The sequence below is a fragment of the Halorubrum sp. SD41 genome (assembly GCF_058630335.1).
This window is the reverse complement of record NZ_JBZVGZ010000005.1, coordinates 19,711-44,407: the sequence shown is the minus strand read 5'-3', so window position 1 is coordinate 44,407 and position 24,697 is coordinate 19,711. Positions and strand designations below refer to the sequence as shown.

Annotated in this window: 24 protein-coding genes; 14 read left to right on the top strand and 10 right to left on the bottom strand. The window is 71.1% G+C overall.

Annotated features, from left to right (window positions below; all coding sequences use genetic code 11):
* Positions 1-61: 61 nt before the first annotated feature.
* Positions 62-2,107, bottom strand: coding sequence for a MutS-related protein (locus tag AC4NMM_RS03095; RefSeq protein ID WP_491923503.1), 2,046 nt, complete (start codon positions 2,105-2,107; stop codon positions 62-64).
* A 133-nt stretch (positions 2,108-2,240) separates the two neighbouring features.
* On the opposite strand from AC4NMM_RS03095, the gene larE reads away from it, so the two are divergent.
* The 6 genes from larE to AC4NMM_RS03065 all read left to right on the top strand — a co-directional run bounded on the left by larE (position 2,241) and on the right by AC4NMM_RS03065 (position 6,637).
* Positions 2,241-3,218 (top strand): ATP-dependent sacrificial sulfur transferase LarE, encoded by a 978-nt coding sequence (gene larE / locus AC4NMM_RS03090; protein WP_491923502.1) that lies wholly within the window; start codon positions 2,241-2,243, stop codon positions 3,216-3,218.
* Between the two features lie 95 nt (positions 3,219-3,313).
* A complete protein-coding gene (locus AC4NMM_RS03085) occupies positions 3,314-3,517 on the top strand; it encodes a hypothetical protein (RefSeq protein WP_096394301.1) in 204 nt (67 codons plus the stop codon).
* A gap of 89 nt (positions 3,518-3,606) precedes the next feature.
* Positions 3,607-3,795 (top strand): hypothetical protein, encoded by a 189-nt coding sequence (locus tag AC4NMM_RS03080; protein ID WP_096394300.1) that lies wholly within the window; start codon positions 3,607-3,609, stop codon positions 3,793-3,795.
* A gap of 75 nt (positions 3,796-3,870) precedes the next feature.
* Entirely contained in the window at positions 3,871-4,521 is a 651-nt protein-coding gene (gene serB / locus AC4NMM_RS03075; protein ID WP_096394299.1) for a phosphoserine phosphatase SerB, read from the top strand.
* 105 nt (positions 4,522-4,626) lie between these two features.
* Positions 4,627-5,457 (top strand): lycopene cyclase domain-containing protein, encoded by an 831-nt coding sequence (locus AC4NMM_RS03070; RefSeq protein ID WP_096394298.1) that lies wholly within the window; start codon positions 4,627-4,629, stop codon positions 5,455-5,457.
* Positions 5,450-6,637: a Brp/Blh family beta-carotene 15,15'-dioxygenase gene (locus tag AC4NMM_RS03065; protein WP_491923501.1), complete on the top strand. Its 1,188-nt coding sequence runs from the start codon at positions 5,450-5,452 to the stop codon at positions 6,635-6,637. Before AC4NMM_RS03070 ends, AC4NMM_RS03065 begins: the two co-directional genes overlap by 8 nt.
* Positions 6,638-6,648: 11 nt before the next feature.
* Here the strand turns inward: AC4NMM_RS03065 and AC4NMM_RS03060 are convergent, their stop codons facing one another.
* Entirely contained in the window at positions 6,649-7,539 is an 891-nt protein-coding gene (locus AC4NMM_RS03060; protein ID WP_491923500.1) for a YkgJ family cysteine cluster protein, read from the bottom strand.
* Between the two features lie 102 nt (positions 7,540-7,641).
* On the opposite strand from AC4NMM_RS03060, the gene AC4NMM_RS03055 reads away from it, so the two are divergent.
* Complete coding sequence (locus AC4NMM_RS03055; RefSeq protein ID WP_096394295.1) at positions 7,642-7,863, top strand: hypothetical protein; 222 nt, start codon at positions 7,642-7,644, stop codon at positions 7,861-7,863.
* A 35-nt stretch (positions 7,864-7,898) separates the two neighbouring features.
* Here the strand turns inward: AC4NMM_RS03055 and hisB are convergent, their stop codons facing one another.
* From hisB to AC4NMM_RS03035, 4 genes are all read right to left on the bottom strand, one after another.
* On the bottom strand, positions 7,899-8,495 hold the full coding sequence (gene hisB / locus AC4NMM_RS03050; RefSeq protein ID WP_491923499.1) for an imidazoleglycerol-phosphate dehydratase HisB: 597 nt from the start codon (positions 8,493-8,495) through the stop codon (positions 7,899-7,901).
* 149 nt (positions 8,496-8,644) lie between these two features.
* A complete protein-coding gene (locus tag AC4NMM_RS03045; RefSeq protein WP_491923498.1) occupies positions 8,645-9,913 on the bottom strand; it encodes an RNA-guided endonuclease InsQ/TnpB family protein in 1,269 nt (422 codons plus the stop codon).
* 490 nt (positions 9,914-10,403) lie between these two features.
* On the bottom strand, positions 10,404-11,144 hold the full coding sequence (gene hisA, locus AC4NMM_RS03040; RefSeq protein ID WP_491923497.1) for a 1-(5-phosphoribosyl)-5-[(5-phosphoribosylamino)methylideneamino]imidazole-4-carboxamide isomerase: 741 nt from the start codon (positions 11,142-11,144) through the stop codon (positions 10,404-10,406).
* Positions 11,145-11,730: 586 nt separating this feature from the next.
* On the bottom strand, positions 11,731-12,549 hold the full coding sequence (locus tag AC4NMM_RS03035; protein ID WP_491923496.1) for a DUF6517 family protein: 819 nt from the start codon (positions 12,547-12,549) through the stop codon (positions 11,731-11,733).
* A gap of 135 nt (positions 12,550-12,684) precedes the next feature.
* Between AC4NMM_RS03035 and AC4NMM_RS03030 the strand changes: the two genes are divergently transcribed.
* The 4 genes from AC4NMM_RS03030 to AC4NMM_RS03015 all read left to right on the top strand — a co-directional run bounded on the left by AC4NMM_RS03030 (position 12,685) and on the right by AC4NMM_RS03015 (position 17,644).
* Positions 12,685-13,938, top strand: a complete 1,254-nt coding sequence (locus AC4NMM_RS03030; protein ID WP_491923495.1) for a thiamine ABC transporter substrate-binding protein — start codon at positions 12,685-12,687, stop codon at positions 13,936-13,938.
* 27 nt (positions 13,939-13,965) lie between these two features.
* Positions 13,966-15,816, top strand: coding sequence for an ABC transporter permease (locus tag AC4NMM_RS03025; RefSeq protein WP_491923494.1), 1,851 nt, complete (start codon positions 13,966-13,968; stop codon positions 15,814-15,816).
* Positions 15,806-16,951 (top strand): ABC transporter ATP-binding protein, encoded by a 1,146-nt coding sequence (locus tag AC4NMM_RS03020; protein ID WP_491923493.1) that lies wholly within the window; start codon positions 15,806-15,808, stop codon positions 16,949-16,951. Before AC4NMM_RS03025 ends, AC4NMM_RS03020 begins: the two co-directional genes overlap by 11 nt.
* 435 nt (positions 16,952-17,386) lie before the next feature.
* Positions 17,387-17,644 (top strand): DUF7561 family protein, encoded by a 258-nt coding sequence (locus AC4NMM_RS03015; RefSeq protein WP_096394288.1) that lies wholly within the window; start codon positions 17,387-17,389, stop codon positions 17,642-17,644.
* A 66-nt stretch (positions 17,645-17,710) separates the two neighbouring features.
* On the opposite strand, the gene AC4NMM_RS03010 is transcribed toward AC4NMM_RS03015, so the two are convergent.
* The gene (locus AC4NMM_RS03010; protein ID WP_096394287.1) at positions 17,711-20,098 is read right to left on the bottom strand and encodes an amino acid permease; all 2,388 of its coding nucleotides are present in this window, start codon (positions 20,096-20,098) and stop codon (positions 17,711-17,713) included.
* Positions 20,099-20,318: 220 nt separating this feature from the next.
* On the opposite strand from AC4NMM_RS03010, the gene AC4NMM_RS03005 reads away from it, so the two are divergent.
* The gene (locus AC4NMM_RS03005; protein WP_491923492.1) at positions 20,319-21,428 is read left to right on the top strand and encodes a pyridoxal-phosphate-dependent aminotransferase family protein; all 1,110 of its coding nucleotides are present in this window, start codon (positions 20,319-20,321) and stop codon (positions 21,426-21,428) included.
* A 32-nt stretch (positions 21,429-21,460) separates the two neighbouring features.
* Here AC4NMM_RS03005 and AC4NMM_RS03000 read toward each other — a convergent pair whose 3' ends face one another.
* The 3 genes from AC4NMM_RS03000 to AC4NMM_RS02990 all read right to left on the bottom strand — a co-directional run bounded on the left by AC4NMM_RS03000 (position 21,461) and on the right by AC4NMM_RS02990 (position 23,060).
* The gene (locus AC4NMM_RS03000; protein WP_096394286.1) at positions 21,461-21,748 is read right to left on the bottom strand and encodes a hypothetical protein; all 288 of its coding nucleotides are present in this window, start codon (positions 21,746-21,748) and stop codon (positions 21,461-21,463) included.
* Between the two features lie 73 nt (positions 21,749-21,821).
* Complete coding sequence (locus AC4NMM_RS02995) at positions 21,822-22,121, bottom strand: DUF424 domain-containing protein (RefSeq protein WP_096394285.1); 300 nt, start codon at positions 22,119-22,121, stop codon at positions 21,822-21,824.
* Positions 22,122-23,060 (bottom strand): tetratricopeptide repeat protein, encoded by a 939-nt coding sequence (locus tag AC4NMM_RS02990; protein ID WP_491923491.1) that lies wholly within the window; start codon positions 23,058-23,060, stop codon positions 22,122-22,124.
* 109 nt (positions 23,061-23,169) lie between these two features.
* Between AC4NMM_RS02990 and AC4NMM_RS02985 the strand changes: the two genes are divergently transcribed.
* Together AC4NMM_RS02985 and AC4NMM_RS02980 are read left to right on the top strand one after the other, a co-directional pair.
* Positions 23,170-23,868 (top strand): SdpI family protein, encoded by a 699-nt coding sequence (locus AC4NMM_RS02985; RefSeq protein WP_491923490.1) that lies wholly within the window; start codon positions 23,170-23,172, stop codon positions 23,866-23,868.
* A gap of 149 nt (positions 23,869-24,017) precedes the next feature.
* A complete protein-coding gene (locus AC4NMM_RS02980) occupies positions 24,018-24,686 on the top strand; it encodes a DUF7119 family protein (protein WP_491923489.1) in 669 nt (222 codons plus the stop codon).
* The last annotated feature ends 11 nt before the right edge of the window (positions 24,687-24,697 follow it).

The window sequence follows — 24,697 nt, the reverse complement described above, 5'->3', positions numbered from 1 at the left end:
GCGACTGAGCCGACCGAACCGACGACGACGGCGAGTAGGGTCGGCGCCGACGAGCCACCCCTCAGAACTTCTCCAACAGGTCGCCGTAGAACTCGCCGCCGCGGTCGTCCGCGAGCTTCTCGACGATGAGTTCCGGCGTCGACCGCGCGAGGTGCCCTTTCTTCGGCGAGCGGTTCACCCGGAGCTCGCCGTCGACGAGCCCCGCGGCCTCGATCCCGTCGACCGCGACCGCGAAGTCCGCGGCGTCACGGATCTCGCGGGCCAAATGGGAGACGAAGACGGCGGTGGCGTCCTGGTCGTCGAGCGCCTCCAGGATGCCCGCGATGATCTTCGCGGAGGCGCCCGGCTCGGTGATCGACTCCAGCTCGTCGACGAGGACGAGCCGGCCGTCCGCGCCGTCGACGAGGTCGCCGAAGTCCCGGAGCGTCGCCTCGAACGCGCCCGCGTCGAGGGTCCCCTGCGACTTCGCGTAGTAGTGGACCTCCTCGAACCGCTCGACGGTCGCCGACTCGGCGGGCACGGGCATGCCCATCTGCGCGAGGACGACGACCAGGGCGACCAGGTCGAGCGTGGAGGTCTTGCCGCCGGAGTTGACCCCCGACAGCAGCGTCGCGCCCGAGACGGCGTAGTCGACCGGCTCGACGGCCGCGAAGTCGACGTCGAGCAGCGGGGAGCGGCCGCCCTCGATGCGGAAGCCCGCGACCGCGTCGCCGCCGGCCTCGGCGTCGGCCTCCTCCGGCCCGACCACCTCGGGCATGACGCAGTCGAAGTCGCGTGCGAACCGCGAAATCGCGAGTTCGACGTCGAGTTCGAGCGCGTCGCGCACGAGGTCCTCGACCGGCTCGCGGAGGTCGCCGAGGTCGCTCGCGAGGTCGGCCTTCAGCTTCGCCGCGCGGCGGTCGCGGGCCGCGGAGAGCTCGGTGCGGAGCCGGGAGACGGCGCTCTCGTCGTGGTCGACCGGGAAGGAGGGGTCGCCGCCGAAGACGCGCTCGGCCAGCTCCGCCTCCTCGGGCTTCAAGCGGAGCGCGTCGGCGAGGTGTTCGCGGGCGGCGTCGACCGCCGCGTCGTACTCGTCGGCCAGCTCGCGGTCCAAGAGGGAGTCGACGCGGGCGCCCTGCTCGACGAGGGAGAGGAAGTCGGTCCCCTCGATGGTGACGTCGCGCTCGCGGATCGCCTCGCGCAGGCGGTCGTCGGCGACCGAGGCCGCCGTCGACACCGCGGCGTCAAGGTCGTCGACGGCGGCGGTGAGCCGGTCCAGCTCCGCGTCGCCGGCGATGGTGCCGTCGTCGTCGAGCCGCGAGAGCGCGTCGCGCAGGCGGTCGAGGTCGACCGGGGGGTCGGGGCCAGAGCCTCCGCCCGAGACCGGCTTCCCGGCCGCCGCGGCCGCCTCGTGGACCGCCGCGGCCGCCTCCAGCCGCTCGCGGTTCTCGGCGAAGAACGCGAGCAGCCGTTCGGGGACGGTTTCGGCGGGATTTTCGAGCGCGTCCGGCCGCACGCTCACGTCGCCCTCGACGTCGAGCCCAGCGAACGACTCGTCTAAGACGATGACGGAGGCGTACGACCGGCCGAGCTCGGAGACGTCGCGCGCGTCCTCGACGGTCTCGACGGAGAGCTCGGGCACCTCGGCCTCGGCGCGCGCGAGCGTCTCGGCGTCGGCGGTCGCGAGGCAGCGGTCGCGGACGCGGACGGTCGGGGGGTCCGACAGGGGCGCGCAGTCCGCGAGCGCCTCGCGGACCGCCGGGTCGGGGTCGCGCGCCGTCGCGTCGGCCGCGAACGCCTGCGCCTCCTCGATCCGCGAGGCGGACGCGCTCGGGTAGAACGTCTCCAGCCGCTTCGCCGCGTAGTCGGTGACCGTGCGCTCGCGCAGCAGGTCGATCGCCTCGCGGTACAGCTCGCGGGCGCGGTCGGTGGCCAGCACGCGCCCGTCGTCGTCGTGGCGGCGGCGGATCGCCCCGCGCGCGATGCGGGCCGCGCGTGCCTCGTTGACGCCCGGCGCGCGGGCGATGGCGGCCACGTCGCCGGACTCGACGGTCGCGGCCGGGTCGTCGAGCTCGCGTAAGGCCGCGGCCGTCTTGGCGCCGACGCCGGGGATCGCCTCCAGCTCCATCTACCCGCCGGTATCGCGGCAACGGTCTAAAGCGTGCGGGTCGATGGCGCGGGACGGGGGTGACGGTCCGATGGCGGGCCGAGACCGGTTCCGCGTGCGACGGGCTTTTTCGCGCTCGCCGCGAACGCCGGCCATGAGCCGGAACGCGCGAGCGGCCGACGACGGGTCGCTCGCACCCGAGACGGCGGCGAAGGCGGCGAGCGCCCGCGACGCGCTCGGCGAGCGCGACGGGGTCCTCGTCGCGTTCTCGGGCGGCGTCGACTCCGCGGTAGTGGCCGCGCTGGCGCGGGACGCGCTCGGCGACGACGCCGTGGCGTGCACCGCCCGCAGCGAGACGCTCCCCGCGGCGGAGCTCGACGACGCGAAGCGCGTCGCCGACGAGATCGGAATCGACCACGAGACGGTGACGTTCTCGGAGCTCGACGACCCGAACTTCGTCGCCAACGACGGCGACCGCTGTTACCACTGCCGGACGATGCGGCTCGGAAAGATGTACGAGACGGCCACGGAGCTCGGCATCGACACCGTCTGCGACGGGACGAACGCGGACGACCCGGGCGAGGGACACCGGCCCGGGCTCCGCGCGGTCGAGGAGCTCGACGTGTTCTCGCCGCTGCTCGACGCCGGGATCTCGAAGGAGGAGGTCCGCGCGATCGCCGACTCGTACGACCTCTCCGTGGCCGACAAGCCCTCGATGGCGTGTCTCTCCTCACGGATCCCGACCGGCCTGGAGGTGACCGAGGAGCGGTTGACCCGCGTCGAGAAGGCCGAACGGGTGCTCCGCGAGTGGGGATTCGAGGGGTTCCGCGTGCGCGACCACGACGGCCTCGCCCGCGTCGAGATCGCGCCGGACGAGTTAGAGCGCGCGCTCGACCCCGACTTCGCCGACGCCGTCCACGAGCACCTCACCGACCTCGGCTTCGAGTACGTCACCCTCGACATGGCGGGCTACCGGACCGGGAGCGTGAGCCCGGGCGGCGGCGAGGAAGGCGGCTCCGACGGGACGGGCGGCGGCGAGGAAGGCGGCTCCGACGAGGCGGACGACGACGTCGACGGCGCGGACGACGACGATTCCGGCGGCGTCGACCTCGGCCGGAGCTATCCGCGCTGAAACGGGGCCGGACGGATTCGGCCGGCGCTCGCGGCGTTATCACCGGAGAGAACCCGGCGGGAACGCTTATAAACCGTGTTACTGAAGCGACACCTATGCGCGAGGCACAGACCCTGGCGGTGATCGCCGGCGGCGTCGGCGGGGCCGTCGGGGCGTTCGTCGGCGTCGCGATCGGCGGGTCCGCGGTCTCGGTGACGCTGACCACCCTCGGAGTCGCGACCGTCGTCGGGGTCGGGGTCATCGCGAGCGCGGTGATCGCCGGCGACGTGGAGTTCCTCGCCGACGCGGACGGCGAGTGACGGAAGCGGCGTGAGAAAGGGTCGCAACGGGGGAGAGCGGGCCGATTCGGGAGAAACGTTCAAATACGAGTTTCTCGTGATCGCACGTGATGGCCGCCGCGGCGTCGTTCTGGGAGGAGTGTGACCGCTACCACGAGCTCGCGGAGCGGTTCCAGCGCGGTATCGAGATCACCCACCCCGACCGGCTCACCGGGCGGAGCGGCTACTATAGCGAGTGCGGCTGTTCCTGGTGTGCCGAGGAAGTCACCTACTTCGAGTACCGCGGCGAGCGGCTGTAAGCGGGGGCGTCCGGTCGGCAGTAGCGCTCGCGGTCGACCGCGCGCTTCAAGGCCCCGCCGCGACGAACGGACGCCATGAGCCTCATCGCGTTCGACTTCGACGGGACGCTCTCCGACTCCGAGATGACGGTGCTGCTCGCGGAGCGGGCCGGCGTCACCGACGAGGTCGCCGAGATCACCGAGCGGGCGATGAACGACGAGATCGGCTACGCCGAGAGCCTCTACCGGCGCGCGGCGCTGCTAGAGGAGCTCGGGGCGACGGAAGTCGAGGACGCGTTCGACGCGGTCCGGATCCGGCCCGGCGCCGCGCGCCTCATCGAGCGCCTGCGGGAGGAGGGCCACCACGTCGCCGTGCTCACCGGCGGGTTCGAGCGCGGCGTCGAGGCGGCGCTCGCCCGCGAGGGGGTCTCGGTCGACACGATCGTCGCGAACCGGCTGCCGACCGACGCGGACGGCGCGCTCACCGGCGAGGCCGAGGGGCCGCTCATCGAGGGGACGAAGGACGACGCGCTGGCCGACCTCGCGGCCGAGGTGGGCGTGCCGATGGCGGAGACGGTGGCGGTCGGCGACGGCGCGAACGACCTGCCGATGCTGGAGGTCGCGGGGCTCGCCGTCGGGTTCGTCCCCAAGTCCGCGGTGCGGCCGGTCTGCGACTCGGTCGTCGCCTCCATGTACCGGCTCGGGAAGGTGTTGGAGTCGCACGGCGTGCTCGCGGCCGAAGCGTGACCCCCGAACCGGTTCGGGCCGGGGATACCTGACCACGTTCGGCTGAAGGGTTAAACAGAAATAGGGAGTACACATGGGCATGAGCGTCCTCGTTGGGGTGGTCCGATGCTACCGACGCTGACGTATCTCCAGTTTCATCTCGTCTTCAGTCTCCCCGTCCTGGCGCTGCTGTGGTACGTCGCCCCGCGGTACGAGCCGAAGCGCCAGCGCCGGGCGGTCGGCGGGATCGCGATCCTCGTCGCTATCGCGTACGCCTACACCACGCCGTGGATCAGCTACATGATCCGACGGGGGGCGTGGGGGTACGCCGACGGCGCCGTCGTCGCGCGGGCGCTGTCGATCCCGCTGGGGGAGTACCTCTTTTTCACGGTACAGACGGTCGTCGTCGCGCTCGCGCTCCACCGGATCGGCTTCGACCCGACGTTCCGGGAGGGAGACTTCGACCGCGCGCCGCGGGCCGCCGGGGTCCTCGTCGGCCTCGCGATGGTGCCGGTCGGGCTGGGACTCGTTCGGCTCGACCCCTCGTTCCTGTACCTCGGCGGGCTGATCGCGTGGGTCGGGCCGGTCCTCGCGCTCCAGTGGAGCGTGGGCGGGGGGTACCTCGCGCGCACGCCTCGGCTGTGGGTCACGGCGACGCTGGTCCCGGCAGCGTACTTCTGGGTCGCCGACCGGATCGCGATCGGGATGGGGACCTGGTACCTGTCGCCGGAGCTGACGAGCGGGATCACGGTCCTCGGACTTCCGATAGAGGAGATGCTGTTCTTCGTCGCCGCGGGAGTGATGACGATCAACGGCCTCGTCTTGTTCGAGTGGGTGCTCGACTGGAACGACCGCCGGGGGTCGGTCGCTGGGCCGTCGCCGTCGGGCGGGACCGAGCGCGACGTCCCCGGCCCGGAGCCGCCGGCCGACCCGGACCCAGACGTGGTCGATGACTGAGGCGTCATCGGCGTCGACGGGCGCGGCCGACGCCCCTCCGGCCGAGGCTCGCGAGCGCGACGCCGGGGTGACGTCACCGAGCGAGCGAGCCGGGACCGGAACCGACGCCGCGGCCGAGCGCGTCGACCGCTGGTTCGCGCGGCGCCCGGCGTTGGCGCTGGCCGCGCTACTGCCGGTGGGCGCCGTGACCCCCCTGTTTCCGGTCGAACTCGGCGTCGCGACGTTCGCGCTCGGCACCCTCGCCGTCGGGATGGCCCACGGCGCGGTGGACCATCTCGTTCCCCTCCGGGGCGCGCCGGGCGTGTCGCTCCGGCGGTCGATCGCAGTCGTCTCGGTCGTCTACGCGGTCCTCGGCGGCGCGGTCGCCGCCGCGTTCTTCGCCGCGCCCGTCGCCGCGTTCGTCGGGTTCATCGCGCTCACGTGGCTCCACTGGGGACAGGGCGACGTGGCGACGCTCGCGATCGCCGGCGTCGACCACCTGCCAACCTCCGGGGAGCGGTGGCTGGCGCTCGTCGTCCGCGGCGGCCTCCCGATGGGCGTTCCCCTCCTCGCGCACCCCGAGGAGTACCGGCTGGTCGCCGAGTGGGTCGTCGGGCTGTTCCTCGTCGACGCCGGCGCGGCCGCGACCGCGGTCGACCCCCTGTTCGCGCCTTCGGTCCGGATCGGCGTCGGCGTCGGGATGGCGACGGCGACGCTGGCGTCGGTCGCCTTGGGCTACCGCCGGGTCCGGGACGGGCGCGACGCGGACGGATCGCGGCGTGACCCGGGCGGCTGGCGCCGCGACGTCGGCGAGCTCGCGGTGCTGTGGGCGTGGTTCCTGCTCGCGGCGCCGGTGTTCGCGATCGGCGTGTACTTCGCGCTGTGGCACGCGCTCCGCCACGTCGGGCGGCTCGTCCTCGTCGACCCCGAGGCCGCGAGCGCGGCGTCGGCCGGCGACGCCGTCGGGGCGCTCGCCCGCTTCGGCCGCGACGCCGCGCCGCTCACGCTCGGCGGGTTCCTCGTCGTGGGCGCGGTCGGCCTCTCGGTGCCCGCCGGCGTGGCGGCGCCGGGCGACCTGCTCGCCGTGTCGCTGGTCGCCATCGCTGCCATGACGCTCCCGCACGTCATCGTCGTCGCGTGGCTCGACCGGCGGCAGGGCGTCTGGCGACCGGACGTCCGGCGGCTTCGCGGCGGGAACTAGGGGCGAGAGGCTCACTCCCCCCAACCCGGCGTGCCGGGCGCGCCCGCGTCGTCTTCGAGGTCGCGGACGAGTCGGTCGCGGGCGTCGGCGTCGAGCGCGACGCGGTCACCGTTCTCGCCGGCGCGCTCGGTCCACGCCGCGATCGCTTCGCCGACCCACGAGTCGGCCTCGCGGGCGCGTTCTCGGGCTTCGGCCATGCGCTCGCGGGTCACCGACAGCGACCCCGGGCGAGAGCCGACGGCGGCGCCGGCGAAGCGCGCGCGGTCGTCGGCGGTCCCCTCCCCGTCGCGGAGTCGGGCGACGACGCCGTCGAGGTCGTCCGGGTCCGGGTAGGCGAACACGGTCGCGCCGAGCGCCTGCGGGCCGAACGGCGGCGCCGGGAGGTCGTCCGGCGGCTCGTCGTCGAGGAGGCGGTCGCCGCCGCCGGCGGCCTCGACGCGCTCGCACTCCGTCTCGGCGCCGAGGTCGAGGTTGTGGCCGGGGTACGTCGAGCAGGTGCGCGGGTAGCGGTCGGCCCCGTGGATCCGGCACTGGAGCGTCGTCGGGTCGAGGAAGGCGCAGGCGTCGAGCCAGCGCGGCTCGTCGGTCCCGATCGGCGCGACCGGCTTCGGCGGGTTCCGGAGGCCGACGACGAAGACGGGCCGGCCGTCGACCGCGGCGAGGTCGGTCCCGTCGATCCGGACGCTGTCGTCGCGCTCGGCGGGCTCGAAGAGTCGGGGGACCAAGGCGTCGCCGAGGCCGTCGTCGACGAACCGCGCGACCTCGTCGCGGGTGAGGGGAACGAGGTCGTAGGCGTCGTCGAGCGGGGGGCGCGGGCCGGTGCGGTCCGAGCCCGCCGCGGCCGGATCGAGCGGGCGCCAGTCGACGCAGCAGCCGGCGCAGCCCTCGCAGTCGAGTTCCATACGAGCGTGCGAACGGTTCGCAGTGGGATAAGTGGTCGGCGGAGCCCGGGGTGCGAGCGGGCCCGGACCGTTTTGCCGGGGGCGGCCGAACGGCGTCACGAGATGGACTCGGAGACGGAGGAACTCAGGCGGCTCGCCGTCCGGATCGTCGAGGAACACGAGGCCGCGGCGGTGACGCCGGGGGTCGTCGTCCAGCGGCTCGCGGTCGAGTACGACCGCGACCGCGAGTACAGCGAGGTGTTCGACCTCCTCCACGCGCTGGAAGACGAGGGCGAACTCGTCTACCACCACGGGGAGTACAACGAGTTCGCCGCGCCCGAGTGACGGGGAGAGCGCGCGCCGCGGGCGCGGCCGCCGCCTCAGAGCTCCCCCTTCGTGCTGGGCGTGTCGCTGCGGCGCTCGTCGAGGCGGGTGGCGTCGTCGAGCGCGCGGGCCAGGGCCTTGAACAGCGCCTCGACCTCGTGGTGGGCGTTGTCGCCCGTCTCGACCGCCGCGTGGAGCGTGAGGCCGGCGTTGTGGGCCAGAGACATCGCGAAGTGGTCGGCCATGGCGCTGGTGAACTCCCCGACCGACTCCTGGGAGAAGTCGCCGGAGAAGTCGTAGTACGGGCGCCCGGCGACGTCGACGACGACGCTCGCGACCGCCTCGTCGAGGGGGACCCGTCGGTCGGCGTACCGCCGGATGCCGCGCTTGTCGCCGAGCGCCTCGTCGAACGCCTCGCCGAGGCAGATCGCAACGTCCTCGACCGTGTGGTGGTCGTCGATCGCGAGGTCGCCGTCACAGCGGACCGTCAGGTCGAAGAGGCCGTGCTTGGCGAACGATTCGAGCATGTGGTCGTAGAAGCCGATCCCCGTCGAGACCTCGCTCTCCCCGTCGCCGTCGACCGCGAGGGTGAGTTCGATCGTCGTCTCGCTCGTCTCGCGGGTGACGGCCGCGGTCCGGTCGTGCTCGCTCATACGGGCCCGTCGCGGGGGATTCGTAAGTCGGTTGCGGGTGTGAGGGCGTTCGAGTCCGCGAGAGAGGAGCTGATGTGATTGAGGAGTTCAGAGTGTACTTTTGACATCCTCCCCGCCCTGAAGGGCGAGGATTCCCGAGCGTTGGGATATTACGGTTCGCAACCCGCCTGTTCGCTCGGTGCGAAACGCCCCGAGGTTTGATTGAACAAGCGAACTGCTGGCCGTGCCAAACGACCGTTACTCATATCCACCGATGGGGGATTCTGAGTTATCTTTCTGCGAATATTCACCGCACCATTCACGTCCGCGTTCAACGTCACACCGCACGACTCACAGACGTACAGGCCGCGCTCCACACGGTTTGAACCAAGCTTCCGGCCACAGCACGAACACGTCTTCGACGTATCTCTCTCGGAAACACGGTCAACAAGGATTCCGTGTTCCTCTGCTTTGTACTCCAAGAGCGTCGTGAAGCGGTCGAACTCCCACCCGTGGAGTTTCTTGTTCCCGCTTCGACCCCAGTTCCGTGACTCTCCGTTCTCGTCTTCACGGATCTCGCTCAAGTCACCGATGGCAATACGACCGACTTCGTGGCCGATACACCGCTCTACAACGTGCTTGGCGAGCGAGTGCAGGAAGTGGTCTTTCCGACGCGAGAGTTTCTGCCGGGCGCGAAGCGCACGATTTGACGGGCCGTTCTCGCCCTCTGTGTCGTACTCGTCGCGGGTGAAGTAGTGCTTGTCTTGCTTGAGCACGTTCCCCGGATACAACTCGGCGTCACCGTTGTCGTAAGCGATGGTGAGGTAATTCTTGATGCCGAGGTCGATTCCAGCGGTGTTGTCCCCGGGAGCATCATCCACGGGAATTTCGACTTTACAGACGAGGTGAAGTTCCCAATGATCGCCGTTCCACACGGCTCGAACCTGTTGGATGTTCTCCACGGCCACGTCTGGGCGTGTTTCGTACTCTGCGAGGATGAAGTCAGAGCGGTGGTTCTTCAGGTTGAAACCCTTGCTCAGACGGAGTTGGTTGTGCTTGGAGTCGTGCTTGATGCCGTTTTGCTTCCACGTCACGGTGGAGCGTGGGTGATTGTCGCCTCGCTTCCGGTATCCTGGTGGATTCGCGTCTGTGTCGCCGTTCTTGCGTTTTTTGAACCAGCCGTTGAACGACTCAGCAAGCTCTTCTAGAACTCGCTGACTTGACTGAGAATGTAGGTCACTGTATCGTTCGTGGTCTTTTAATTCGCGCTTGAGGTCGGCTTCGGACGGAATCTCGCCGATGTCGTCCCATTCTTGTTGGATGTGGTAGCGTGCGACGTTCCACAGTTTCGATGCTGAGTGCCCGCAGTCATCGAGGTCGTCACTCACCTGTTGGTGATTGACGATTTTCGCTCGATATGTTCGGGTGGTTTCCAGCATCAGACTGTGTTCATAAATGCTTATGAGTATCAGTATTTTAAAAATAACGGCTACGGCGTGGAATATCCGGCAGTGCCATCGACGGTGGGTTGTGTAGGAGTTTTCGGCTGTATCCCCGCCCTGAAGGGCGAGGTTTTAGCCTTACAACATTCATAAATAGGCGGTGCGGTGGCGCGTGCCTCCGAGTGGCCGCCCTCGGCGGCCGCGAGGAGCACCGCGCGAGGGACGCGGCGACCGGAGCGAAGCGGAGGGAGCCGCGAGGCTGGGGAGGCGCGAGGCTGCGGTGCCGTGCGGGGCGGGACTCAAAGGGGCAGCCGGGAGGGCGGCGCAGGCGACGTAAGGACCGCAATGAGGGAGCGAACGCAGTGAGTGACCGAGTGAGGACCGCAGCGAGCGTGCGCCGCCCTCCCGGCTGGGGCTTTGGAGGTGTTCGCCGATGATCCGAAGTCAGTTATTTATAAGCGATCGACGACGACCCCGCGCTCCGTTTTTAAACCTCGTCCGCGGCCTTCTGCGCCTCTCGGAGCGTGAACTCGCCCTCGTACAGCGCGGTGCCGACGACGACCGCGGCCGCGCCGGCCTCTTTTAAATCGACAACGTCCTCGACGCTCGCCACGCCGCCGGAGGCGATGACGGGTATGTCCACGGCCTCGACGACGCTCGCGACCGCCTCGCGGTCGATCCCCTCTAACTGCCCTTCCACGTCGACGTTCGTAAAGAGGATCGCGCCGGCGCCCAGCTCTTCGTAGCGCGCCGCGGCCTCGGCCGGGTCGAGCCCGGTCCCCTCGGTCCACCCCGACACCACGACCTCGCCGTCCTTCGCGTCGAGGCTGACGACGACGCTCCCGGGGTGCGTCTCGTCGATCTCGGCGACGATCTCGGGCGTCTCGACCGCCGCGGTACCGAGGATGACGCGGTCGAGGCCCAACTCGAGGAGGTCGCGCGCGCCCTCTGCCGTGCGGATGCCGCCCCCCAGTTGGAGGCCGACCGCGTCCGGAACGCTCTCGACGACCGACTCGATCGCCGCCGCGTTGACGCGCTCGCCCTCGAACGCGCCGTCGAGGTCGACGAGGTGGAGCGTGCCGGCGCCCGCCTCGATCCACCGCTCGGCGGCCGCGACCGGGTCGCCGTAGCGCTTGCCCGTCCCGCGCTCGCCGCCGACCAACTGGACGACCTCGCCGTCCTGCACGTCGACGGCGGGGATCACCTCGAACTCGGGGAAGTCGCTCATACGGAACGAGAGTCGGGGACGCCGATTAAACAGGTCGGTTCGAGACGAAACGGAGGGTTGCGCGGCGAACGTCTCCGAAGGCTCAGTCGCTCGTTTATAAATAGCTGAGACTTGATCGACGGCGACCACCGCCAAAGCCCCATCGCTCGGCTGTACGTGGGTGGCCGCTGATCAACGGCGACCACCGCCAAAGCCCCAGTCGCGAGGACGCCGTACGCTCGCTGCGCTCCTCGCTCAGTCGCTACCGCTCCTTCGCTGCGGTGCTTACGTCGCCTACGGCGTCCTCGCGACTGCCCCTTTGAGTCCCACCCGACCGCGACCGCACCGCCGGAAGACGGTCCTGCTCGCTCGCTTCGCTCGCTGCGCGGGCTGCGACCTCCGTGCTCCCGCTCGCTCCCTCCGGTCGCTCGCGGGACCGCAGCCTCACGCCTCCCCAGCCTCGTCGGCCTCCCTCCGGTCGGCCGACTCCCTCGCGCGTGCTCCTCGCGGCCGCCTTCGGCGGCCACTCGGAGGCACGCGCCACCACACCGTATTTATAAATGATAGAGTTTCGACGGAACTCGGTGATTCCGGAGCCTCGACCCGCTTACTCCACCGATATGAGCAGCTGCGAGACGTCCTCGTCGTAGACGGCGGGGTCGGTCGCGAGCGCCTCGGCGGTCTCGGCGTCGGCGAGCCGCGTCACCGCGCTCTCGGCGTCGATCGAGTCGGGTAGCGCGTCGTCGAAGACCTCGAGGAGCGGCTCGGTCGGGTACGCGCCGCCGGCGACGATGACGTCGGTCCCGTCGTGCCAGACGCCGAGCCGGGCCTCGATCTCGAGCGGGCGGTCGATCTCCGCGGTCGACCCGGTCGGGAGCGGAATCTCACCGTCGAGCGCGTACTCGCCCGTCAGTCGCCACGCGGTCGCGGTGTGGCCGGAGCGCACGGTAGTGGTCATCTCCTCGGCGACCTCGACGTTCTCGATGCCGGCGTTCCGGAGCTGCGCGCGGAAGGCGTCGACCGCCGCCGTCTCCACCTCGCTCATCACCCGATCCCGGCCGACGCCGGCCGGGAGCCCGTCGATCGCGGGCCGGAGGTCGATCCGCGTCGCGAAGAAGACGACGGGCGACCCCGACGCGTCGACCGTCTCGGCGAGCGCGTCCGCGACGGGCGCGTACTCGAAGATCCGCGTGCGTTCGAGCGCCCGAACCGTGACGGGGCCGTACGACCGCTCGAACACGGTACCCTCGGACTCGTCGGTCTGCCGCCAGTCCTCGATCCGGTCGCTCGTCACCTCGGGGGCCGGCACCGGCCCGTCGCGCCCGCCGAGACAGCCCGCGAGGCCGGCGACCCCGACCGCCGCGCCGCCGGCGAGCAGCCGCCGCCGCGTCGTCCGCGTCGACCGCGCTCCGGTGTGCTCGTCCATGGATCGGGGTGGTCGCCTCCGGATAAATGGATGTCGCCGGTCCGAGCGGCGACGCCCCTCGTCCCCGCCGCCCGGAGGTGAAGCGGACGGCGCGGACGGATCCCTTATGTAACCACCGAGTACAACAACCGAGTGATGACTACCGACGAGAGCGAGACGCGGCAGCGACGCGCCCGGTCACGCACCCGACGACGGTTCCTGACGGCGGCCGGGACGGCGGGAGCCGTCGCGCTCGCCGGCTGTAGCGCCGAGCGCGTCGGCGACGGGGGCGACGGCTCCGGGAGCGACGGCTCCGAGAGCGAGGGGGACGGTGCGGCCAACGGAAACGACACCGACGACGGTGAGGACGGAAGCGACGGCGAGACGCCGACGCTGACGGTCGCGACGTACACGAGCTTCATCGACGCGCCCTCCGTGAGCCCCGGCGAGTGGCTCAAAGAGGAGTTCGAGAGCCGCGTCGACGCCGAGCTGGAGTGGGCGACCCCGAGCAACGAGGTGAACTACTACATCGAGCGCGCCGCGTCCGGCGCGTCGATCGACGCCGACCTCTACGTGGGGCTCACCACGGAGGACCTCGTGCGCGTCGACGACGAGCTCGACGGCGACCTCTTCGTCGAGGCGGGCGACGTCGACGGGCGCGACGCGGTGAAGGAGGGGCTCCGGTTCGACCCGTTCGACCGCGCGGTCCCGTACGACACCGGGTACATCAGCCTCGTGTACGACGGCACCGCGACGGAGGCCCCGGAGACGTTCGAGGGGCTGCTCGACGAGGAGCACAGGGGCGCGCTCATCGCGCAGAACCCCGGCGCCTCCTCGACCGGGCGCGCGTTCCTCCTCCACACGGTCAACCGCTTCGGCGACGGCGGCGTCGCGAGCGACGGCGACGGCGAGGCGATCGCGGGCGAGGACGGCGACCCCGACTACGACTACCTCGACTACTGGGCGGACCTCCAGGAGAACGAGGTGCGCGTCCTCGGCTCGTGGGACGACGCGTACGCGGCGTGGAGCGAGGGAGAGGCGCCGATGGTCGTCTCCTACTCCACCGACCAGGTGTTCGCCGACATGGAGGGGCAGGACCTCGACGAACACCAGATCCGCTTCCTGAACGACCAGGCGTACGCGAACCCCGAGGGGATGGCGGTCTTCGCCGAGGCGGACGAACCCGACCTCGCCCGGGAGTTCATGTCGTTCATGCTGGAGCCGGCGGTTCAGGGCCAGATCGCCCGGCGCAACGTCGCGTTCCCGGCGACGAACGGCGCCGAGCTGCCGAGCGACTACGCCGAGCTGGCGAAGGAGCCGGCCGATCCGGTGACGTTCACCTACGACGAGCTTCAGGGCTCGGTCGACGCGTGGGTCGAGGCCTGGGAGCGGCAGTTCGCCGGGAACTAACCGCGTGGCCGACGAGGAACCGAGCGCGTGACGGGAGTCGACGGCGGGCGTGCGACCGGTGACGACGACCGGGCGACCGACGACGGCCGGCGTGCGGACCGGCTGACCCGCCTCCGCGAGGGCGTCGAGTCGCACGCGCTGACCGCGCTCGCGCTCCTCACCAGCGCCGCGCTCGTCGTCGCCTTCTACTACCCGACTGCGACCGTCCTGATCGAGGCGGTCGTCGTCGACGGCGCCGTCACCCTCGCGGTCTTCGCCGAGGTCCTCACCGACCCGTTCTACTTCGGCGAACTCGCGCGGCTGCTGTCGGGCGAATCGCCGGCCGCGGTCGCGCGCTCGCTGCTCTCTCCGGACCGCCGGCTGGGGATCGTCGGCTTCACCGCGTACCAGGCGGTCCTCTCGACGCTCGCGAGCGTCGCCCTCGGGCTCCCGGCCGCCTACCTGCTCGCGCGCTTCGAGTTCCCCGGCCGGCGGACGCTGCGTTCGCTCACCATCGTCCCGTTCGTCCTCCCGTCGATCATGGTCGCGGTCGGGTTCGTCGCCACGTTCGGCGACAACGGCACCCTGAACGCCGCGCTGACCGCGATCGGGCTCCCGCCGGTCGACCTGCTCTTCACCCTCGAAGCGGTGGTGATCGCCCACGCGTTCTACAACGCGCCGCTCGTGGCGCGCGTGACGGCCGCGGCGTGGGAGTCGGTGGACGCGAGCGCGGTCGAGACGGCCCGGAGCCTCGGCGCCGGCCCGGTCCGCGCGTTCGTCGACGTGGTCGCGCCGCAGGTGTACCCCGCGGTGCTGACGGGCGCGGCGCTCACCTTCGTGTTCACCTTCGGCACGTTCCCCATCGTCTTAGCGCTCGGCGGGTTCCAGCTCGCGACCGTGGAGGTGTTCATTTATCGGCTGGTGCGCGACCTGAGCTACGCCGAGGCCGCCGCGCTGGCGATCGTCGAGCTCGCGATCTCGCTCGGGGTCCTCCTCGCGTACCTCCGGTACGAGGCCCGCAGCTCGACGAACACGCGGGGCGCGCGCCCGCTGTCGCGGCGCCCGCTGGTCCCGCCGGCCCCCACCCTCCGAGAGCTGCTGCCGCGGGCGGGGCTCGCCGCCTACGTCGCCGTCGCGGGGATCATCTTCCTCGCGCCGATCGCGTCGATGATCCTCGCGAGCGTCACGGGCGGTGACGGCGCGCTCACGCTCGACCACTACCGGTTCCTCGTCGAGCGCCAGCAGACGGGGGCGGCGTTCCAGGTGCGGCCGTGGCCCGCCATCCGGAACTCGCTGGTCTTCGCGACGGGGGCGACCCTGCTCGCGCTGCCGATGGGCGTCGTCGTCGCGGTGCTGACCACGCGGCGGTACCGCGGGCGGACGCTGGTCGACGCGGCCGCGATGGCGCCGCTGGCGGTGTCCGGGATCATCGTCGGCCTCGGCCTGCTTCGGGGGCTTGTCTTCGGCGTCGAGATCGCGGGGTGGCGGATCGCCGCGAGCGGCGCGGTCGCGATCGTCGTCGCGCACGCGGTCTCGGGCTACCCGTTCGTCGTGCGCACCGTGTCGCCCGGGCTCGCCGGGCTGGACCGCTCGCTCGTCGAGTCCGCGCGGGCGCTCGGCGCCTCGCGGGCGCGGGTGGTCCGCGACGTGGAGCTCCCCCTCGTCTGGCCCGCCGTCGTCGCGGGCGCGGCGTTCGCGTTCGCGGTGTCGATCGGCGAGTTCACCTCGACCGTCGTGCTGGCGACCGGCGCCGACGCGTACACGATGCCCGTCGCGATCGAACGCTTCATCGGGCGGCGGCTCGGACCGGCGACCGCCATGGGCGTCGTCCTGCTGGTCGTCACCGGCCTCAGCTTCGTCGTCATCGAGCGGCTGGGAGGTGAGCACCGTGGGCTCTGAGCCGCCGGCGGGTTCGGAAAACGGCCACTCAGTCGCCGTCGAACTCGACGGCGTGACGAAGCGCTACGGCGAGACGGCCGCCGTCGACGACGTGACGCTCCGGGTGCGCGAGGGGGAGTTCTTCACGCTCGTCGGGCCCTCGGGCTGCGGGAAGACGACCACGCTCCGGCTGATCGCGGGGTTCGAGGAGCCGACGAGCGGGGCGGTCCGGTTCGGCGGCGAGTCGATGGCCGGCGTCCCGCCCGAGGACCGCGACGTGGGCGTCGTCTTCCAGAGCTACGCGCTGTTCCCCCATATGACCGTCGGCGAGAACGTCGCGTACGGGCTCAACTTCGCCGAGCCGCCCGAGGGGACGACGCGCGACGAGCGCGTCGCGGAGCTGCTCGAACTGGTCGACCTCCCCGACGCGGCCGACCGCGACCCCGAGAGCCTCTCGGGCGGGCAACAGCAGCGGATCGCGATGGCGCGGGCGCTCGCGCCCGGGCCCGACGTGCTCCTCTTGGACGAGCCGATGAGCGCGCTCGACGCGCGGCTCCGCGAGCGGCTTCGCGCGCAGGTGAAGGAGATCCAGTCGGAACTCGGGATCACCACGATATACGTCACCCACGACCAGGAGGAGGCGCTGGCCGTCTCCGACCGCGTCGCGGTGATGAACGACGGGACGCCCGAGCAGGTGGCGCCCCCACGAACCGTCTACCGCGAGCCCGCGACCCGGTTCGTCGCCGAGTTCGTCGGCGACAACAACGTGTTCACCGGGGAGGTGGTCGACGCCACCGCCGACGGGGAGCTCGCGGTCGACGTCGACGGCGGGGACGCGACCCTGCGCGTGGGGGTCGGCGACGGGCGCGACGTCGACTCGCCGACCGCCGGCGACCGGATCGCGTTCTGCGTCCGGCCGGAGAACCTCCGCGTCGCGGGCGCGGACGGGAATTCAGGGGACGCCGCGCCCTCCGCGCGCGGGAACGCGCTGCGCGCGACCGTCGCCAGCGCGGAGTTCCTCGGCGAGACGACGCGCGTCACGCTGGACTGGGAGGACCGCGACCTCGTCGTCCGCGTCGTCGACCCGATCGACGGCGCGGTCGCGGTCGGGTTCGACCCCGAAGACGCGCACGTGATCGAAGTAGAATCACGGTGACCGACGAACGCTTATAAATAGATCCGCGGTGGCGCGTGCCTGCGAGCGGCCGCCATCGGCGGCCGCGAGGAGCACGCGCGAGGGACGCCGCGAGCGACGCGGGCGACCGAAGGGAGCCCCGAGCGAGCGGCGAGGCTGGGGAGGCGTGAGGTGCGGTATCGGAGCTGTCGGGCGGGACTCAAAGTGGCAGCCGGCGAGGCGGGCGCAGGCGACGTAAGCACCGAACGAGGGAGCGATAGCGACCGAGTGAGGCGCACAGCGAGCGTGCGCCCGCCTCGCCGGCTGGGGCTTTGGAGGTATCGTCCGTCGATCTATAGACAGTCATTTATAAGCGAACGATTGGGACTTTGGCGGCGTTCACCGAGGGACGACGGACGTACCAGTAAACGTATCGAGGCGACACGCCTTACCCCGCGGACCCAGTAGGACGCACATATGGCCTCCGAGGCGTGCGACGTCTGCGAGCGGTCCGTCCGGATCGCCGGCGGGATCGGCGACCTGTGGAACTTCGCGTTCGAGTCGACGCAGGGACTCACGCTCGAACTCACCGACGGCTCGGAGTTCTTCCTCTGTTTCGACTGCATGGAGAAGCTGCCCGACGACCACGAGCCGACCGCCGAGGACGTGGCCGACCTCCGGGAGCGAACCGATCCGGTCGAGGACGACGGGAACCACTTCTGGCACTGGGACTAGCGCGGAACGGTTCGGCCGGCTTCCGCGCCGCTGCGCTCCCGACCGTTTAAAAAGAGCGCCGCCGCGTCAGTCGGACTTCGGCGCTTCGCCAGCGCTCGACTCCGAACTCTCGTCGATTTCGGGCGTCGACGGCTCCGGCTCGACGCCGGTGTCGGCGGGCGTCTCGGTCGTATCGGTGACGTCGTTCGACCGCGCGCCGCTGCCGAACAAGCGGTCGAGGAGGCCGCGGTCGCTCTTCGGCTCGGCGAGCAGCACGGAGCACTCCACCTCGCCCAGCACGTCCAACACGAGCGAGCCGCGGACCAGCCGCGAGAGCAGGCCCTTCTGCGTCGCGCCGATGATGAGCATCGTCGCGTCGCGGGCGGCGCGCTCGATGCTGGCCTCGACGTCTCCGGTCTCGATCCGCAGCGTGGCGTCCGAGAGGTCGTGGTCCGCGGCCCACTCGGAGAGGAACGCGCGGCCCGCCTCCTCGCCGTCCTCGGCGACGTGGAGCAGGGTCACCTCGCCGTCGAACTCCGCCTGGAGCATCTTCGCGACGGCGCCGGAGAGGTCCGATGCCGGACCGCCCGCGGTCGGCACGAGAATCCGCGAGGCGTCGAAGCCGCGGTCGCGGAACACGAGGAAATCGGAGGGGAGCGAGTACGCCAGCTCGTCGACGGCGGACTCGGCGCGCCCGGGCGCCCCGTGGGAGTCCTCGCCCCAGCCCATCACGGTCATGTCGGCGCCGTAGGTGCGCGCGGCGTCGAACACCTCCTCGAACACGCGGTGCGACAAGACGACGTGCGTCTCCACGTCGACGCCGAACGTCTCGGCGTCCTCGCGGGCCTGATCGAGGAGGCCGTGGGCCGCCTCGTGGGCGCCGCGGTCGCGCGCCGCTTCAAGCGAGGTCTGGTCGGGGACGTTCGCGATGTTGACCGCGACGACGGTCCCGTCCCGCTGCTTGGCGATGGCCGAGGCGAGCGTGATCAGGTGCTCCTCGGTCTTGGGGTTCGCGAGCGGCACCATCACCCGGTAGTCGTCGCCGCTCGGCTGGACGGCGGTCGCCGCCGAGACGGCCGGCTCGGGCAGGTCCTCGGAGCGGTCGAGGATCCACGTCCCGAGCACGCCGCGCGCCTCAACCTTCCCGCGGGCGTACAGCAGGTACCAGAGCAGCGCGAAGACGACGAGCCCGGCGGACAGCAGGATGATCGTCGGGTCGATGTAGTAGATCAGCGCGAACGACGACACGGTGCCGATGATCGGGACGGCCGGGTAGAACGGCACCTCGAAGTCCGGGTCGTACCCCTCGACCTCCGACTCGCGCATCACGATGAGCGCGAGGTTGAGGAGGCCGTACACCACCAGGTGTAACACCGAGCCCATCGTCGACAGCGACTCGACGCTCCCGGCGAGGAGGAACACGACGATGAGCGCGCCGGTGAGCGCGATCGACTTGTACGGCGTGCCGAACCGCTCGTGGATCTGGTTGAGCGACGGGGTGACGATCTTCTCGCGGCCCATCGCGAAGTTGATCCGCGACGAGGAGAGGATCGACGCGTTCGCGGAGGAGGCGGTCGCGAGCAGTCCGCCGATCAGGAGCATGCCGGCGCCGACGGCGCCCAGCGAGTAGCCGAACACCTCGTACTGCCCGAACAGGAGCCTGGCGGCGTCGACGACCGCGGTCTCGTTGTTCGCGACGAGGTCGTTCGGCACGGCGGCGAGGAGGACGAGGAGGAACAGCGCGTACACGACCGTGACGATGATCACCGAGCCGAGCACCGCGAGCGGGAGGTTCCGCCCGGGGTCTTTGATCTCCTCGGCGACGGAGGTGATCTGGACGAACCCGAGATACGAGACGAAGATGATCCCCGTCACCGGCAGCACCTGACTCGTCGTGCCCGGCGGCGCGAGCGGGCGCAGCGACGACATCTCGGCGTTCAGCAGGCCGACGACGGTGAAGACGGCGAGGATGCCCAGAAGCGACATCACGATGACGATCTGGAGCCCCCCCGTCTCCTTGGCGCCGAAGTAGTTGACCGCGATAAAGAGGAGCGCGCCCGCGAGGCCGATCACCTGTGCGGCCTCCAGCGTCACCGGACCGAGCCCGACCGGGCCGAGCCCGACGAGCGCGTTCACGTACTCGCCGAAGCCGTACATGTAGAAGGCGGACGCGAACGCGAGTCCGAGCCAGTTCGCCCAGCCCGCGACGGAGCCGAACATGGGGCCGAGCGCGCGGTTGACGTAGAAGTACGCCCCGCCGGACTTCGGCATCGCCGTCCCGAGCTCGGAGGCCGACAGCGCCGTGAACAGGGCGATCACGCCGCCGAGGACGAACGTGAACGCCGCGAGCGGGCCGGCGCGGGCGACCGCGGTGCCGGGGAGGACGAAGATGCCCGCGCCGATCATCGTCCCGATCCCGATGGTGAGGGCCGCGAGCGGGCCGAGGTCCTTCGCCAGCTCCTCGTCGCCGCTCACGGCGGCCCACCTCGGACGGTTGTAACTCTTCGGACGTGTATCATACGTCCTTTCGCGCCTCCGTTCGTATAAACCCGGTTGATCCGGCCGAGGGCGCCGTTTCCGACGGGCGAAAGCGGTCGCGCGCCGCGCCCTCCGAACGGAACGCGATCGCGCCTTTTGAACGGAACACAAGGTCCATACCCTCACGCGTCCCGGTACGATCCAACAGGTGGATCCCGTGACGAAGAAACGCGAATACCGCGACGACTACGACGACAAGACGCTGTACATCCCCGGGCCGACCGAGGTCCGCGACGACGTCATCGAGGCGATGACGGAGTCGACGTTCGGTCACCGGATGGACCGGATGACCGACCTGTACACCACCATCGTCGAGGACACGAAGGAGTTCCTCGGCACCGACAACGAGGTCGTAATCTTAACCGGCTCCGGCACCGAGTTCTGGGAGGCGACGACGCTCAACCTCGTCGACGAGCGCGTCCTCGTCCCGACCTGCGGCGCGTTCAGCGAGCGCTACGCCAACGTCGCCGAGCGCCTCGGCAAGGACGTCGACCGCCTGGAGTACGAGTGGGGCGAGGCGGTCAAGCCCGAGGACGTCCGCGAGGCGGTCGAGGCCGCCGACGCCGAGTACGACATGGTCGCGGGCGTGATGAACGAGTCCTCGACCGGCGTCCGCAACCCGATCGAGGAGATCGGCGACGTGTTGAAGGAGTACCCGGACACCTACTTCGCCGTCGACGCCGTCTCCTCGCTCGGCGGCGACTACGTCGACATCGACGCCCACGGGATCGACGCGGTCTTCGCGTCCACCCAGAAGGCGTTCGCGATGCCGCCCGGGCTCGCCGTCTGCGTCGTCAGCGACGACGCCTACGACCGCGAGGTCGAGAAGGGCGACTCCTCGTGGTACGGCGGCTTCCGCCGCACCATCGACTACTACGACCGGAAGGGACAGACCCACTCGACGCCCGCCATTCCGATCATGTTAGCGTACCGCAAGCAGATGAAACACATGCTGGAGGAGGGCCACCGCGCCCGCGACGAGCGCCACCGCGAGATGATGACGTACGTCCACGACTGGGCCGACGAGCACTTCGCGATGTTCCCCGAGGCGGGGTACGAGTCGCAGACCGTCGCCTGTATCGAGAACACGCGGGGGATCGACGTTGCCGCGACCATCGAGGAAGTGAACGAGACGTACGACATGGCCTTCTCGAACGGCTACGGCGACCTCGGCGAGGAGACGTTCCGGATCGGCCACATGGGCGAACACACCGTCGAGAGCGTGACGGAGCTCACCGACGCCATCGAGGACGTCGCGGGCCTGTAATCCGGCCCTCCACCGACCGAATTCGAGCCGCTTCAGCCCTCGTCGCGGTCGGCGACGAGTTCGATCCGATAGATCCGGCCGCCGCTCTCCGTCCGGTCGGCGCCGACGACGACGAACGCGTGGTCGCCGACGTCGACGATGTCGCCCGTGTCGAGCGGTCCGGCCGGCTCGTCTGTTTCCCCCTCCCCTCCGCCCCCGACCGCGTCCGCGCCGACGGCGAGCGCGGCCGCTCCCCGGTCGATCGCGCGCCGCCAGAAGGCGTCCGAGGGCGGCCGCGGCCCCACCCGCGACGCCAGTTCGCTCCGCGTGAGTCGTCTCATCGGATTCGCCTCGTCGCGCGCGCCCTTAGCCGGTTCGGAATCCGGCGAAATCGGAGGCGCCGCCGCGACGGGCTCACAGCCAGAGCAGCTGCGCGTGCCGCGTCCCCTCGAACTCCAAAACGGTCTCCTCGTCGACGAGTCCCGCCTCGACGGCGACGCCGACCGCCTCGGTGCCGACGATGTTCGCGACCTGCGCGCGCTGGAGCCCCGCGACCACCTCCTCGGCGGTCGCCTCGACGGCGTCGTCGCCGCCGTAGAACTCCTCGCTCACGGTGAGCGTCGCGCGCCCGTTGTCGTACGTCTCGCCGAGGCAGTCGGGGTCGCAGACGGAGACGAGCCGGCCCTCGGCGGTCTCGCGCTCGCGCAGCAGCATTCAGAAGCCCTCGGGCCCCTCGCCCTGAAGCTCCCGCTCCGGGCCCTCCGCCTCGCCGTCCTGCCCGGTGCGGCCGCCCTGCCCGCCGCGACCGCCGGGCTGGCCGCCGGGGCCGCCGCCCTGCCCACCGCGACCGCCGCCCTGCCCGCCGCGACCGCCCTGCGGCGGCTGCCCGCCCGGGCCGGGCGCCTGACCGGTCTGTTCTTCGACCATCTGCTCTTCCGCCTCGCGGCGGAGCTCCTCGGCGCGGTCGGCGACCTCCTCGGCCTGCTCGTGGTCGCCCGCCTCTTCGAGCGCCCGCGCCTTCTCCTCTAAGACGCCCGCGTCGCGGTAGCCGAGGCGGATCGCGTTGTCGAAGCACTTGACCGCGTCCTCGGCGAGCCCGCGCTCGACCAGGAGGAACCCCCGGTTGTACCACGCCTCGGCGAAGCGCGGGTCGGTCTCGACGGCGCGCTCGGCGTGTTCGAGCGCCTGCTCGCCCTGACCGGACTCCCAGAGCGCGTACGCGAGGTTGGTCTCGGCGGTCGCGGCGTGCTCGGACTCCTCGTCGATGCGCAGCGCCTCCTGGTACGCGCCGATCGCCTGGTCGAACTCCTCCAGTTGCGCGTGGGCGGCCCCCTTGTTCACCCACGCCTCTTGGGCCTCCAGCGAGTCCTCCTCGGCGAAGTTGGCGGCGCGCTCGAACGTCTCCGTCGCCTCCTCGAAGCGGTTGATCCCCATGTACGAGAGGCCGACGTCGATCAGCTGCTCGACGTCGACATCCTCGCTGCCGATGTTCCGGCGGTCCAGCTCCTCGGTCAACACGCGGGAGTCGACGGGGTCGACGCGGCTCGGGTCCTCGCCCAGCTCGGGCGGGTCCAGCGTGAACGCGTCGTAGTCGGCGTCGACGCCCTGCCCCGAGGAGAACTCGTGGCCGTCGTCGTCGCGTTCGTCGGTCATGCGCCGTGATTGGCGGTCACGACGCGTAAGGGTTGCGTCGCACCGCGTCCCGCGGGGGAGACTCCCACGGGTGAACCTTTTCCTCGCTGCGGACCGTGTTCCCGCCCGCATGCCCTCCGAACTCCGACTCTCAACGCGGCTCCGGTTCGGCGTCGCGGCCCTCCTCGTCGCCGTCGGCGCCGCCGCGAGCCTCACGGTCGCACCGGACCTCCCCGAGCGGATGGTGACGCGCTGGAACGGCGCCGGCGAGCCGACCGGCACGCTCTCCCGCGCGCTCGGGATGTGGCTCGTCCCCGGGCTCGCGGCCGGGCTGATCGGCCTGTTCGCGCTGCTCCCGCGGATCGACCCCTTGGGGGAAAACATCGCCGCGTTCCGGGTCCACTACGACCGGTTCGTCGTCGTGTTCACGGCGTTCCTCGTCGCCGTCCACCTCGCCGTGCTCGCCGTCAACCTCGGCTACGCGGTCGACGTGACGACGCTCGCGGTCGCGGGCGGCGCCGCGCTGTTCTACTACCTCGGGACGCTGTTACCCCACGTCGAGCCGAACTGGTTCGTCGGGATCCGGACGCCGTGGACGCTCAGCGACGACGCGGTGTGGGAGAAGACCCACGCGCTCGGCGCCCGCCTGTTCAAGCTCTCGGCGCTGATCGCGGTCGCCGGCCTCTTCGCCGGCGAGTACGCGGTGTACTTCCTCGTCGGGCCGGCGCTCGCGACCGCCGCGGTCACCGTCGCGTACTCGTACCTCCGCTACGCGCGAGGGACGGACGAGGGAGACGACGGCGACGCGGCGCCCCGGACCGCGAGGTAGGAGAGAGCGCCGACGGCCGGCGAGGCGCCGACGGCCGGCGAGGCGCCGATGGTCGGCGAGGCACGGACGGCCGGCGAGGAGCGTCCGTCGCTCGGGCGAATTCCGCCCCGGTGCCCGGCGTTTATATCCGCGGCCCCGAAGAGGAGTGTATGACCGAGGAGTCACGCGCCGACCGAGAGTCCCCAGTCGGCGAGCCGGTGGTCCGGGCGGACCCGGCGGTGACGGGCGACCGGGCCGCGGACGCGGTGGGGTTCGACCCGAACGACCCCGACAGCGTCGCCGAGGCCGCGGAGACGGTGGCCCGGTTCGCGGCCGGCGACGTCGGCGACGGCGACAACGTCCTGATGCTGCGCGGCGCCGCCGCCTGCGCCGCGCTCGTCCGCGGTGTCGGGTCGTACAAGGAAGCGGCCGAGCGGGCGGGAGAGGACGTGTCCGTCGCGTTCATCCGCAAGTGGGCGCGGGTCCACGACCTCCCGCAGGCGATCCGCAGGCAGGTCGCCAACGGGCGGATCGCGCCGAGCGCCGCCAAACACGTCGCGCGGCTCGGCGGGCGGGACCGCTACCTGCTCGCGTGGGCGGCGATCGACGGCGAGCTCACCGTGCGGGAGGTGCGAGCGATCGCCTCCGCCGTCAACGACGGGGAGGACATCGAGGCCGCCGTCCGCGAGGCGGGCGTCGAGCTCGGTCGGCTTCAGCTCCGGCTCCCGGCCGACACCTACGTGGAACTGCGCCGCCGGGCCTCGATGGAGAACGTCGAGCCGGGCGAGATCGTCGCCGACGCGGTCGACGAGTACCTCGCGGACGACGGAGAGGACTGAGCGCCGCCGAC